Source organism: Sulfitobacter sp. AS92 (genome assembly GCF_038900015.1).
Classification (GTDB): domain Bacteria; phylum Pseudomonadota; class Alphaproteobacteria; order Rhodobacterales; family Rhodobacteraceae; genus Sulfitobacter.
The window spans coordinates 72,945-85,424 of sequence record NZ_JBBMQL010000003.1 but is presented as its reverse complement, the minus strand read 5'-3'; the positions used below and the strand labels follow the sequence as shown (position 1 = coordinate 85,424).

Here is a 12,480-nt window from a genome sequence, read left to right as displayed (position 1 = left end):
ACCAGATAGACCGGTTCCGATTTGGCCGAAGGGCAGCTTTGGCGTCGAGCCTATCCCGCCCGACACCGCCCCTCTGGTCAATTAAGCCGCGACACGCGCCTTCTCCATCTCTACGATGAAGGCACAATTCGGCAAATCCACGGTGAACTTTGTCCCGGCCCCGATAGTGCTTTCTACATGAATGTCCCCATCATGCGCCGCGGCAAGCTTTTTGCTGATCGCGAGACCCAGACCGGTGCCACCGTCCGTACTTTTCGTCGCAGTTTCGGCTTGGATGAAGGCTTGAAAAATTCGCTCTAGGTCTTCTTTCGGCATACCGCATCCGTTGTCTTCAATCTCAAGGCGGCACGTCTCTCCGATCATCCTGGCACGCATGCGGATGTTAGAGGCCGAGGAGAATTTCAGCGCGTTGCCAAGGAGGTTAATCAGGATCTGCTTGCAGCGCCCACGGTCGGCCAACACGTTGAACTCATCAAATTCAATCTCGATTAACGACTGCTTTTCTTTCGCCAAGCCCTGAAACTGCTCCTCTAGCTCGGCCAGCAAATCACCAGCTTGGAACGAGGTTTTGTTAAGTTTGATCGAGTTCAACTCGATGCTGGTGTAGTCGAGAATTTCATTAATGATCGTCAGCAGGTGATCGCCTGCCGATTTGATGCGGCCCCCGTAACGCTCGGTCTGGTCGCCTAGGTCATCGAAGTGGACCTTAGAGATCGGCTCGTTCGGTTTCAGCTTGGCGATCGTATGCCCTTTGAGGTTCGTAAGAAAGCTGGCGTAGCCATTGATAATGGTCAGCGGCGTGCGAAGCTCATGGCTCAGAACGCTCATGAATTCTGATTTGGCGCGGCTGGCATTGCGCGCCTCATCCCGTGCCTGACGCAGCTCGACGATGTTTTCCATCCGTGTGCGGTTTTCGATGAAATACGTGAACAGCCCGCCCAGCACGATCATCGCTGCAGTTCCTGCGATCACCAGTGCCAGCAACTTGAACTCATCAGGGTTGCTGTAGCCCCCCATCAAAGTCGTCGGTGTCACGTGAAACGCGGCCATGCCGGTGAAATGAAGACCAACAATCGCCAGCGCAAAGGCCAGTGTCATCTTAAGCGTGGTATACCGGTGGTTCTGCGCGCCAAAGAACAGGGCGGCAGTGGAAAAGACCATCGCGAGCAAGACAGACGCGATAAGGTAATTTTTATCCCAATGGATTATGCCTTCGACACGATAGGCGACCATCCCGGTGTAATGCATGGCCGAGATCGACAGCCCCAAGATCACCCCTCCGAGGACGGTCGTGATCCACAGGCGGAACATTCCTGCAATCAAAATGCCGATGGTGCACCCAAGAATTGCAATCACGAGCGATGTGAAGGTGAGGCCCAGATCAAAGCTTACCGGAGCATCGGGTTGGTACGCGAGAATGGCGATGAAATGCGTGCACCAAATGGCAATTCCAGAGGTGACGGCAGTCATGAAATACCACAACAATGCCTGACGCGGCGTTTGCTTAAGCGCGTGCCGGTAAAGATTTGTAATCACCCAACTGCCGAATGTGCACAAAAGCGCTGCAAGCAAGACCAGAGTCGTATCGTGGTTGGAGTGCATAGAATGAGCAACTGTAAGCATTTTTAACCTCAAGATAATCAAACTATCTTGCGCAAGGAATGCGGCGAAACCTTGTCCGAGTGGGTTCTTTTTAACGTTAATTCGACACTGCGCACTCAAATGCACCAGCCCTAATGCGAGCGGCAAAAAGCAGTGTGATTTCTCACCATGTGACATGCGGCGGCTTCATTGCTGTGGCCAGACGCATCCCCGAACAAATTGTCACAGGATACCGGACCCGACGGGCATACAGAGCCAAATGCCATCTCAATCGCCGCCCCCTGCCCTTAGACAACCTGTGCAAAATAGCCCCCTTCACATCCAAGGGTTGCGCTTACCTGCCACAATGCGCCACTACCCGGTCTAATTTGCGCCGCATTTTAATGCTGATCTGCGCACATTGTATTTAGCTCATAGGTAAATCCGCCATGCTAACCTGTCTTCAAGGACTGATGCTGGACCCGGTCTATTGGGCCGTGCTTGCCGTCAGTACGATCGCCGCAGCTGTCGCGCTGTGGACGCTCAGATTTCAGCAGTTTCAAGGCAAGGTTTACTATGCACTGACATTCGTCGGAATGATCTGGACCCTCATAATGGTCGGGTCCGAAGCTGCAACAGTCGCCTTTGACTGCCAGATGCAACAGGCGCAACTGGCTTGGTTGGGTCATGGTCTGGTGCCCGTCGCATGGGCATTCTTTATCTTCGACTATGTCGGCCCCTCAAACAAAGCGCACCGGCGGATCAGCCTTTTGGCCCTTGTAGCTGTACCGCTGGGGGCGTTTGGCTTGGCCGCGACAAACGGCTCGCACCAACTGATCTATACCTCAGAAACGGCGATCTTGCCGGGCTCAGACCGGACTACGTTTGTGCATGGGGCGGGGTATTTCCTTGTCCTTGCCGTACTTTATTGCTTCGTGATGGCGGCGCTCATCTGGCTTGGCCGCGCGTTTTTTCGGGCGAAGCGGGCCGCTTGGCCGTTGTTGACGATGTTGGTTGTCATTACGTTGACCCCGCTGGGGGCGAATGCGGCCTATGCGTTCTTTGGATTTACGGTGATGGGGCTCGATCCGACGGCCTTCATGTTCACCTTGGGTATTCTCGCCTTTTCTTGGTTGCTGGTGACGAACAAGACGATGGACATGCCCTCGGTCGGGCAATCGACCCTGTTTGACACAATGAGCGAGCCGCTGGTCCTGCTTGACGCGCGGCGCCGAGTAGTCCGTTCAAACGCGGCGGCAAAGCGCAGCGGCATTCTCTCTGATCCGGACTGGGGCACTGACCTCATTGCCGGGATCGACGCACAGACTGCCAAGGGCACCTCTTCGCATATTACCTACAATGAGCGCCTGTACGAGCCGCGCGTTCACCCCATCGAAAACCCGCTTGCCCCCGCTGGCCCCGCCATCGGCTGGAGCGTTACCTTTGTCGATGTGACCAAGCGGATCGCCACCACGACAGCCCTTGAGCAGGCGCTGAGGGAGGCCGATGAGGCCAACCGCGCCAAGGATGAATTTATCTCTGTTGTGAGCCATGAACTGCGTACGCCACTCACCTCATTAAAGGGGGGGTTGGCCTTGGCGCTGAGCGGCAAGCTCGGCGAGGTCAGAGGACCATTGCGGTCCTCGCTCGACATCGCCCACCGCAACGGCGTTCGCCTGTCACGGTTGGTCGATAATATACTTTTGGTGCAAAAGCTTGAGGTTCAGGCACTTTCGCTTGAGTGGCTGCCCGTTGATCTGCCTGCCCTGCTGCGCGACAGCATTGAGGAAAACCGTATGTATGCCCACGAGCGTGGCGTGCGGCTCGACATTGGTAAAATCGATCAAGCTGCCGTCGTCTTGGGCGATGCCTTCGCCATCCGGCAAGTGGTCGACAATCTGATCTCCAACGCGGTTAAATTCTCCCATGTGGGCAACACTGTGGAGGGCACACTGACGACCAACCAAGGCCGCGTGCGGATCTCTATCCGCGATCACGGGCGCGGTATTCCTGAGGGGATGGAAGAAAGGGTCTTTGGTCGCTTTGGACAGCTTGATGACGACGGCCAGAAATCAACGCAAGGTTCCGGCCTTGGCCTCCATATCTCCCGCCAACTGGCGCGGCAGATGGCGGGAGACTTGTTTTACGAAAGCGAAGTCGACGTCGGATCAATATTCCATGTCGAGTTCGGCATCGGGGCAGAGGAAAACCCCGCGCCCCAAGATGAAGACAACACGCTACAAATAACCACCTGACCGCCTCTAAAGCTCAATCCGGATGTCGTGAATCCACAGCTTTGGCGGGCGTGACAGGACAAAGACAACCACGTCGGCCAAATCATCCGGTTCAGTGAAAATGTGGTTCGGCACGTCTTCTCCGGCCTTGGCAAACATGCCTGTATTGGTGCCCGACTGATAAAGCCCGCCGACCCGCACGCCGGTGCTTTCCTCATCCGCCTTCAACACTTCGGTAAAGCCACGCACACCGTATTTCGTGGCCGTATAAACCGACTGCCCCGCCTGCGCCACGACACCGGATTTGGAAACGACATTGAGAATGATCGCCTCGTCATTGTCGCGCAGCGCAGGCAGCGTCGCCTGTGTCATCTGCATTAACCCGGTCAAATTGGTCTGCACTGTGGCCTGCAACATCTCGGGTGCAATGGTGTCGAGCGGCCCGGCCTTGTGCCAAATCCCCGCGTTGTTAATAAGAATATCGAGCCCACCAAAGCGTTCCACCACCTGCGCGGCGGTCTGATCAATTGCCAAGGGGTCTTGGAGGTCGCAGGTCAGCCCGATGGTCTCTGGCGCGCCTGCGGCTTTGCAGGCTTCGGCCACCGCCTGAAGGCGCGTCTCATCCCGGCCCAGAATGGCCAGCCGCGCGCCAGTCTCTGCCAGCTTTAGACAGATGTGTCGCCCAATCCCGTCGCTGCCGCCAGTGACCAAGATACGTTTGTCGCGCAGTTCCATATCGCTCTCCTATGCTGGCAGCGGCCTACCGCGACGCGCCGGGTTTTGCAAAGACCCGCGTCAGATCGTGATAAGCTGCGCCCGGATTGCCTTGGCCACCGCATGGGTCTTGTTGGCCACGTCCAGCTTAGCGCAGGCGTTATATAGGTGGTGGTTCACGGTGCTGTTGGACACAGTCATGATCTGCGCCGTCTCCCAAGCCGTTTTGCCCACGGCGGCCCATTTCAGCACTTCCTTTTCACGGCGGCTTAACCTCGGCCCCGGTTCTCCCCCGGTGATACCAGCCACCATATCGCTCTGAAGCAGGCAGCCCAGATAGATCGCATCGGCGATGATCCCGCGCTTGTATTTGCGCCATTCGTGAATGCGCAGATCAGAGTTCAGCGTCAGCACCGCCTTGCCATGCACATGATCCCGAATGGGGATCGACACGCCGTTCTGACGCACGCCAAACTCCATCGCCTCCCCAAAAAAGTCCCGTGTCATCCGGTCGACTTTGGGCAATTCGCTCCAATCCACGGGCAGGGTGCCCTCAAGCGATCTGTCCACCACGGGATCAATCAGATGATAGTTTTCCTCTTGGTAGCGGGCCAGCCAAGCGGGGTCATAGGTTGTATGGATGACTGGGTCACTGCCGCCGCAGGTGTCCTTGTGAAACCCAAGATAAGATAGATTGTTAAGCCCCATCTCCTGCGCCAAAACATTGAGAATCTCAGAAGTTTTGAGATCTGGCTGCTGCTCTTTCAAGTCGAGATAGCGGTCGGAAAGGGGGGTCACCATGGGGCGGCGTTCAACTACTCAAACGATATTAAATTGAGCATTCTTTATAGGGCGATACAACCCGTGAGGGAACATGCGGCGAGGCGAATGCCTTCCCGGTATACGCGAAACAGGCCAAAGCGTTGCATATTTACCCCCATCTTCCGAAGTAAAAGAGGCAACTCACCCCCACTATGCGAGGGGGGGCGTTGGGCGCGGTGCAGCGTATTGCGGCCCCCGCCTGAAAACCGTTGCACCCCTTACAAAAACTCAGTCGTCCAAAACACCGGACAGGGGCGCGATTTCCATGGCGAGGACCGCGGCAGAGCCAAATGGCAGGCCCTGCTGAAAGGTTGCGTCAGCCGTAGCACGCAACTCTTGTCTGGCTTTCATTCACTGCAGCCGCAAACACGAATAACAAGATTCGCCCCCTCGATCCTTAAGCATTTGTTATGGTTTGGTTAAATTTTCGGCATACTTCGGCTGATTTCCACGGCTGGCCTGTGTAAAGCTGGTAGAATTTACAGGGTCGGTGAATCATCGCGATGCGGCGCCGGATGATCCTATCGCCCGCATCTCTGTTACAAAAACATCACTTGCCCAAATCCACCTAATTCCGTAATTCACGAATTATGGAAGAAACAGTCCCCAACCGCCTTGCCATCCTTGGCCATCCGCAGCGTCTCGCCCTTTTTCGGCTGCTGATGCGGCGCTACCCCGATCGCGTGCCCGCAACCGAACTGGCACTGGCGCTTGGTCTAAAGCCCAACACGCTCTCGACCTATATCGGCGCGCTGTTGCAGTCCGGCTTGGTCACTCAAGAACGGCAGGGCACGTCGCTGCGCTATGCAATTGATCTAAAGGCGGCCCGCGACACCATCGGCTATCTGCTGAACGATTGCTGCCGCGGCCGGCCGGAGATTTGCACCCCCCTCACCTCTTCAGATGGAAACCTTCCCATGCCTGATGACAAGTTCAATGTCCTGTTCATCTGCACCGGCAATTCGGCGCGGTCGATCTTTGCCGAAAGCATCCTGCGCGACCTCGCAGGTGACCGTTTCAACGTTTACTCCGCAGGCACTCGGCCACAGTCGGACTTGAACCCCTTTGCCGTGCAGGTGCTTGAGCATAAGGGCCATGACGTATCGCAATTGCGCTCAAAGAACGTGGCTGAATTTCAAACCGACGATGCGCCGGCGTTCGACTTTGTCTTCACCGTCTGCAATCAGGCGGCGAACGAAGAATGCCCCACTTGGCCCGGCCAGCCGATCAGCGCGCATTGGGGTTTGCCTGATCCGGTGAAGATCGAAGGGTCCGACGCCGAAAAAAGCCTCGCGTTCCAGCAAGCCTATGGCACCCTGCGCAATCGCATGCTGGGCTTTACCAGCCTGCCGCTTACCTCGCTCGACCGTATCTCGCTGCAAAAGGCCCTCGACGCGGCGGGCCAAACTGACCAAAAAGGAAACCCCGCATGACCACCTATGCTATCAACGGCCTTGGCCGCATCGGCAAGCTTGCCCTGAAACCGCTGCTGGATCATGGGGCGGACATCGCATGGATCAACGACGCCGTAGGCGACCCGGAGATGCACGCGCATCTGCTGGAGTTCGACACGGTTCACGGACGCTGGCAGGCAGACTTTGCTCATGACACTGACAGCGTGAGCATCAACAGCACCCGCCTGCCCTTCATCGGCACGCGCGACCTGAGCGTGCTGCCTCTCGACGGGGTGGATGTGGTGATCGACTGCACCGGGGTCTTCAAGACCGAGGCCAAGCTGGCCCCCTATTTCGATGCCGGCGTGAAAAAGGTCGTGGTTTCGGCTCCGGTGAAAGACGGTGACGCGGCCAATATCGTCTATGGCGTCAACGATGATGTCTATGACCCCGCGCGTCACCGGATCGTCACGGCGGCAAGCTGCACGACCAACTGCCTCGCCCCAGTGGTGAAGGTGATCCACGAAGCGCTGCGGATCAAGCACGGCTCCATCACTACGATCCACGATGTGACCAACACGCAGACCATCGTCGACCGCCCCGCCAAAGACCTGCGTCGCGCACGCTCGGCCCTGAATTCCCTGATCCCGACGACCACCGGCAGCGCCACGGCGATCACGTTGATTTACCCCGAACTCAAAGGCCGCTTGAACGGCCATGCGGTGCGGGTGCCACTGCTGAACGCTTCGCTGACCGATTGCGTGTTCGAGGTAGAGCGTGAGACGACCGTGGAAGAGGTGAACGCCCTGTTCAAAGCCGCAGCCGAAGGCGAGTTGAAAGACATCCTCGGCTATGAGGAGCGCCCGCTCGTCTCAGCCGATTACACCAACGACACCCGCTCAAGCATCATCGACGCGCCCTCCACCATGGTGGTGAATGGCACGCAGGTGAAAATCTATGCGTGGTACGACAACGAGATGGGCTATGCGCACCGGTTGGTCGATGTGGCGCTGATGGTCGGGGCAAGTCTGTGAGCCAGAGCGCGACCCGCCCCGAGGGGCTTTCGGCCTATATCGCGGTCACGGCGGCCTATTGGGCCTTTATGCTGACCGATGGCGCGTTGCGCATGTTGGTGCTGCTGCACTTTCATCGTCTTGGTTTTTCGCCCGTGCAACTGGCCTATCTCTTTGTGCTTTATGAGATCGCGGGCGTTGTCACCAACCTCTGGGCGGGTTGGATCGCGGCGCGGTTTGGGCTGGCATCCACGCTTTATGCGGGGCTGGGCTTGCAGATCGTGGCGCTGCTGGCGCTTGCGCAGCTTGATCCGTCTTGGGCGGTTGGTGCTTCGGTGGTGTTTGTCATGCTGGTGCAGGGTGCAAGCGGGGTGGCCAAGGATTTGGCCAAGATGTCGTCGAAATCCGCGGTCAAATTGCTCGCCCCGGCTGAGGATGGCGGGTTGTTCCGCTGGGTCGCGCTGCTGACCGGGTCCAAGAACATGGTTAAGGGTCTAGGCTTTCTGCTGGGGGCCGCTTTGCTGGCCACGCTCGGCTTTGTCTGGGCCATGCTGGGCATGGCTGCGATCCTTGCGCTGATCCTGATCGCCGTCCTGACCGCCATGCCGCCTGGCCTGCCGAAGGGGCGCAAGGGCGCGAAGTTCTCCGAAGTCTTCTCCAAATCCCCCAACGTGAATTGGCTCAGCGCAGCGCGGGTGTTTCTGTTCGGCGCGCGGGATGTTTGGTTTGTGGTGGGCATCCCCATCTACTTCTACGCGGTCCTCTCGGACGGCACGGAAGAAAGCAACCGCGCGGCCTTCTTCATGATCGGCACATTCATGGCGGTCTGGGTGATCCTCTACGGCATGGTGCAGATCTACGCCCCACGCCTGCTTCGCGCCAAATCCCGCCCGGCGGAAGACCTGATCTCAGCCGCGAAGGGCTGGGCATGGTCGCTCGCCGCCGTGCCTGCGGCGTTGACACTCGCCGCGCTGCTCAGCGACGGACCGCAGACATGGCTTAGCGCGGCGCTGGTCGTTGGCCTGCTGGCCTTTGGCGCGGTCTTTGCGGTGAATTCGTCCCTGCACTCCTACCTCATCCTGTCCTTCACAAAGGCCGAGCGGGTGACGATGGATGTGGGGTTTTACTACATGGCCAATGCCGCAGGACGGCTGTTGGGCACGTTGATGTCGGGGCTGAGCTATCAAATTGGTGGGCTGCCCCTGATGCTGGGGGCGGCGGCGATCATGGTGGCCCTGTCGGCGCTGCTGGTCGGGTTCTTGAAACCCGACCAGAGCTAGTTGGGGGTCACCCTGCCTTGCTGGCGCGACCGTTGCTTTGACCGTCCTGCGTATAGGCGGTCATCGCCGCGACCGCCCCCTCATCCCAGATGAGCGTGAGCCAAGCGACAAAGGCATCACGGAAGGCGTCGACTTGCGCCAGATCGCCATAAAGGCGGTCTTGCTCTAGCCATGCCTCAGGCCGCTCCCGCGCGGCCAGCGCCACGGCTTGCAATTCATCCCAGATCGGATCATTCGCCACGATCTCGCTGCCGTTTTCGCGCGTGCCTGCACACATCCGCGCCCAGAGCGCTTCGACCAAGGCCAAGCCAGAGACTGAGCGCCCCGCCGCCAGTTGATCCCGCAAGATCGGCAGAACAAAACCGGTGTGCCGTGCAGAGCCGTCAAATGCGACGCGGCGGGTTGTGTCGACGATACGCGGGTTCGAGAACCGCTGTTCGATCAGCTCAAGATACGCCAGCGGCGTCATGCCGGGCACCGGGGCGACCGTCTGGGTAATCTCTTCGGCCTGTACGCGGTGGAACATCGCGCGGATCGCCGGATGCGCCATAGTGGCCGAAATCGTCTCGATCCCCAGCACTTCACCGACGTTCGCCAAAACCTGATGGCCCGCGTTGAGGATGCGGATCTTCATCTTTTCATAGGCATGCACATCGTCCGAGAAGGTGGCCCCCACCTGATCCCAGTTGGGGCGGCCTGCGCAGAAATCGTCTTCGATCACCCATTGGCGGAAGGCCTCATGCGTGACGGGGGCCGCGTCGTTCACGCCGAACTCCCGCGCCTGCGCAATCTCGGCAGGGCCGGTGGCCGGGGCGATGCAATCGACCATGGAGTTGGGGAAGCTGGCGTTCGTCTCGATCCAATCGGCCAGCGCCGGGTCGGACATCCGCGCCAGCGACACGACCGCTTGGCGCAGGATATCGCCATTGCCTTGCAGGTTGTCACAGCTGAGCCCCGTGAACGGCCCCTGCCCCGCATCGCGGCGCAGCCGCAGGGCCGCGACGATGGCCCCGAAGGCCGTGCGCGGGGTGTCAGGGTTCGCCGCGTCATGGACGATATCAGCGTGGGTAGCGTCGAACCCCTTGCTCACCGGGTCAATGTAATAGCCGCTTTCCGTGACCGTCAGCCCGACGATGCGAATGGCCGGGTCGGCCATGGCGCGGATCAAGGCGCCGTTGCCCTCCTCGATCGGCAGGTAGTCGATCATGGAGCCCACAACCTCGGCAGAGGTTTGCGCGGGGTCGAGTTCGATCAGCGTTGTCAGGCAGTCCTGCGCCAGGAGCTTTTCCCGCATCGCCGCATCATAGGGGCGCACGCCCGCGCCGAGGATCGCCCAGTCATGCGCTTGGCCGTTCTGCATCAAACGGTGCAGATACCACGCCTGATGCGCGCGGTGAAAATTGCCAACGCCGATATGCACGATGCCGGGGGTCAGGGCGCTGCGATTATAGGTGGGGCGTGCGATGTCGAGATCACCCAGCGTCGCGTTCGAGAGGTCTACCAATTTATCCATGATCCACATCCTTGTAGGGCCGCGCACCGGGGAAAGGGTGCGGGGGTCGGCCTGTCGTTCCTGTCGCTTGCATTACTCGACCCGAAGGCCTTGTGCGTCGAACCGGTGCAGCTTGTCCGCCTGCGGGGTGAGGAAAATACGGTCGCCATGTTTCACCGGCAGTTCCCCATCCACGCGCACGGTCATCGGGTCACAACCCGCGACACCGTGGATGTGCAAGAAGGTGTCAGAGCCCAGATGCTCGGCCACGCCGATGGTGCCTTCCCACGCGCCCTCAGTCGTGGAGACGTCAAAATGCTCGGGCCTGATGCCGATGGTCGGCGCGCCGCGCGCTTCGGCTTCGGCACCTTTGATCAGGTTCATCTTGGGCGAGCCGATGAAACCCGCAACGAATTCGTTGCGCGGCTTGTAGTAAAGCTCAAGCGGGGTGCCGACCTGTTCGATATAGCCCGCGCGCAGCACGACGATCTTGTCGGCCATGGTCATCGCTTCGACCTGATCGTGGGTGACGTAGATCATCGTCGTGGCCAGCCGCTTGTGCAGCTCGCTGATCTCCAGACGCATCCCCACGCGCAGCGCGGCGTCGAGGTTCGACAGCGGCTCATCGAACAGGAACGCCGAAGGCTCCCGCACAATGGCACGGCCAATCGCGACCCGCTGGCGCTGGCCGCCTGACAGTTGGCCCGGACGACGGTCAAGGTAGTCAGTCAAGTTCAGCGCTTTGGCAGCCGCTTCAATCCGACGGTTTTGTTCATCAGCAGGCAGCCCGGCCATTTTCATCGGAAAGGCAATGTTCTTGCGCACCGACATATGCGGGTAAAGAGCGTAGGATTGGAACACCATCGCCAGACCGCGTTTCGCGGGCGGCACATGGGTCGCATCCGTGCCGTCGATGTCGATATGGCCCGAGGTGATATCCTCTAACCCCGCGATCAGCCGCAGCAGTGTCGATTTCCCGCAGCCCGAGGGGCCGACGAAGACCGTGAACTCGCCATCTTCGATGGTCAGATCAAGGGGCGGAATGACTTCCACGTCGCCGAAGCTTTTGGAAACCTGATTGAGTTTAATTTGTCCCATGTGACTGTCCCTTACTTACTTGACTGCGCCGAATGTCAGGCCGCTGACAAGCTGCTTCTGGCTGAACCAGCCGAGGATGAGGATTGGCGCGATGGCCATGGTGGAGGCCGCGCTGAGTTTCGCGTAGAAAAGGCCTTCGGGGCTGGAATAGCTCGCGATGAAGGCCGTGAGCGGTGCCGCTTTGGCCGCTGTGAGGTTGAGCGTCCAGAAGGCTTCGTTCCATGCGAGGATGAAGTTCAAGAGCAGCGTGGAGGCAATGCCGGGGATCGCCATGGGCGTGAGGACATAGAGCACCTCTTCACGCAGGCTCGCCCCATCCATCCGTGCCGCTTCCAAGATCTCGCCAGGGATTTCGCGGAAGTAGGTATAAAGCATCCAGACGATGATCGGCAGGTTGATGAGCATCAAGATGATGACCAAAGCGATCTTGCTGTCGAGCACACTAAACTGGATGCAGAGCAGGTAGATCGGATAGAGCACACCCACCGCGGGCAGCATCTTGGTCGAGAGCATCCAGAGCAGGATGTCTTTGGTCCGCTTGCCGGGCACAAAGGCCATCGACCATGCGGCGGGCACCGCGATCAGGATGCCAAGGACGGTCGAGCCCCCGGCGATGATGATCGAGTTCCACAAGAACCGCCCGTAGTTCGAGCGTTCCAGAACCGCCTCGTAATTGGCCAGCGTCCAATCAAAGCCGAGGAAGATCGGCGGATCGGCGATGGCCTGTGCTTCGGTCTTGAAGCTGGTGAGGATGGTCCAAAGGATCGGGAAGAAGATCAGGAAACCGATGCCCCATGCGATGGCCGTGTTGACGATCTTGCGTTGTTTGGTGACTGAGCGTGCCATGATGTC

The 12,480-nt window shown here is 59.0% G+C and carries 11 protein-coding genes; 4 read left to right on the top strand and 7 right to left on the bottom strand.

Annotated elements, in window-relative coordinates; translation table 11 throughout:
- Window positions 1-81: 81 nt before the first annotated feature.
- Window positions 82-1,470, bottom strand: coding sequence for an MHYT domain-containing protein (locus WNY61_RS06555; RefSeq protein ID WP_342850668.1), 1,389 nt, complete (start codon window positions 1,468-1,470; stop codon window positions 82-84).
- A 560-nt stretch (window positions 1,471-2,030) separates the two neighbouring features.
- Here WNY61_RS06555 and WNY61_RS06550 point away from each other — a divergent pair.
- Window positions 2,031-3,836: a histidine kinase N-terminal 7TM domain-containing protein gene (locus WNY61_RS06550; RefSeq protein WP_342850667.1), complete on the top strand. Its 1,806-nt coding sequence runs from the start codon at window positions 2,031-2,033 to the stop codon at window positions 3,834-3,836.
- Window positions 3,837-3,842: 6 nt separating this feature from the next.
- Here the strand turns inward: WNY61_RS06550 and WNY61_RS06545 are convergent, their stop codons facing one another.
- The 3 genes from WNY61_RS06545 to WNY61_RS06535 form a co-directional block, all read right to left on the bottom strand.
- Window positions 3,843-4,550 (bottom strand): SDR family oxidoreductase, encoded by a 708-nt coding sequence (locus tag WNY61_RS06545; RefSeq protein WP_342850666.1) that lies wholly within the window; start codon window positions 4,548-4,550, stop codon window positions 3,843-3,845.
- 60 nt (window positions 4,551-4,610) lie between these two features.
- Window positions 4,611-5,330, bottom strand: coding sequence for a LuxR family transcriptional regulator (locus WNY61_RS06540; RefSeq protein ID WP_342850665.1), 720 nt, complete (start codon window positions 5,328-5,330; stop codon window positions 4,611-4,613).
- Window positions 5,331-5,579: 249 nt separating this feature from the next.
- Entirely contained in the window at window positions 5,580-5,702 is a 123-nt protein-coding gene (locus WNY61_RS06535; RefSeq protein ID WP_342850664.1) for a hypothetical protein, read from the bottom strand.
- A 239-nt stretch (window positions 5,703-5,941) separates the two neighbouring features.
- On the opposite strand from WNY61_RS06535, the gene WNY61_RS06530 reads away from it, so the two are divergent.
- Genes WNY61_RS06530 through arsJ form a run of 3 tightly spaced genes read left to right on the top strand, consistent with a single transcriptional unit; the run spans window position 5,942 to window position 9,038 of the window.
- Window positions 5,942-6,784, top strand: coding sequence for a helix-turn-helix domain-containing protein (locus WNY61_RS06530; RefSeq protein ID WP_342850663.1), 843 nt, complete (start codon window positions 5,942-5,944; stop codon window positions 6,782-6,784).
- A complete protein-coding gene (locus WNY61_RS06525) occupies window positions 6,781-7,779 on the top strand; it encodes an ArsJ-associated glyceraldehyde-3-phosphate dehydrogenase (protein ID WP_342850662.1) in 999 nt (332 codons plus the stop codon). Before WNY61_RS06530 ends, WNY61_RS06525 begins: the two co-directional genes overlap by 4 nt.
- Window positions 7,776-9,038: an organoarsenical effux MFS transporter ArsJ gene (gene arsJ / locus WNY61_RS06520; RefSeq protein ID WP_342850661.1), complete on the top strand. Its 1,263-nt coding sequence runs from the start codon at window positions 7,776-7,778 to the stop codon at window positions 9,036-9,038. Before WNY61_RS06525 ends, arsJ begins: the two co-directional genes overlap by 4 nt.
- 7 nt (window positions 9,039-9,045) lie before the next feature.
- On the opposite strand, the gene WNY61_RS06515 is transcribed toward arsJ, so the two are convergent.
- The 3 genes from WNY61_RS06515 to WNY61_RS06505 form a co-directional block, all read right to left on the bottom strand.
- Complete coding sequence (locus tag WNY61_RS06515; protein WP_342850660.1) at window positions 9,046-10,551, bottom strand: mannitol dehydrogenase family protein; 1,506 nt, start codon at window positions 10,549-10,551, stop codon at window positions 9,046-9,048.
- A gap of 72 nt (window positions 10,552-10,623) precedes the next feature.
- Complete coding sequence (locus tag WNY61_RS06510) at window positions 10,624-11,628, bottom strand: ABC transporter ATP-binding protein (RefSeq protein WP_342850658.1); 1,005 nt, start codon at window positions 11,626-11,628, stop codon at window positions 10,624-10,626.
- A 15-nt stretch (window positions 11,629-11,643) separates the two neighbouring features.
- Entirely contained in the window at window positions 11,644-12,474 is an 831-nt protein-coding gene (locus tag WNY61_RS06505; protein ID WP_342850657.1) for a carbohydrate ABC transporter permease, read from the bottom strand.
- Window positions 12,475-12,480 lie beyond the last annotated feature (6 nt).

What these genes read in the sequence shown, in the direction of transcription:
- WNY61_RS06555 (WP_342850668.1), bottom strand. Translation starts at nt 1,470, where the DNA reads ATGACTGCCGTCACCTCTGGAATTGCCATTTGGTGCACGCATTTCATC.
- WNY61_RS06550 (WP_342850667.1), top strand. Translation starts at nt 2,031, where the DNA reads ATGCTAACCTGTCTTCAAGGACTGATGCTGGACCCGGTCTATTGGGCC.
- WNY61_RS06545 (WP_342850666.1), bottom strand. Translation starts at nt 4,550, where the DNA reads ATGGAACTGCGCGACAAACGTATCTTGGTCACTGGCGGCAGCGACGGG.
- WNY61_RS06540 (WP_342850665.1), bottom strand. Translation starts at nt 5,330, where the DNA reads ATGGTGACCCCCCTTTCCGACCGCTATCTCGACTTGAAAGAGCAGCAG.
- WNY61_RS06535 (WP_342850664.1), bottom strand. Translation starts at nt 5,702, where the DNA reads ATGAAAGCCAGACAAGAGTTGCGTGCTACGGCTGACGCAACCTTTCAG.
- WNY61_RS06530 (WP_342850663.1), top strand. Translation starts at nt 5,942, where the DNA reads ATGGAAGAAACAGTCCCCAACCGCCTTGCCATCCTTGGCCATCCGCAG.
- WNY61_RS06525 (WP_342850662.1), top strand. Translation starts at nt 6,781, where the DNA reads ATGACCACCTATGCTATCAACGGCCTTGGCCGCATCGGCAAGCTTGCC.
- WNY61_RS06515 (WP_342850660.1), bottom strand. Translation starts at nt 10,551, where the DNA reads ATGGATAAATTGGTAGACCTCTCGAACGCGACGCTGGGTGATCTCGAC.
- WNY61_RS06510 (WP_342850658.1), bottom strand. Translation starts at nt 11,628, where the DNA reads ATGGGACAAATTAAACTCAATCAGGTTTCCAAAAGCTTCGGCGACGTG.
- WNY61_RS06505 (WP_342850657.1), bottom strand. Translation starts at nt 12,474, where the DNA reads ATGGCACGCTCAGTCACCAAACAACGCAAGATCGTCAACACGGCCATC.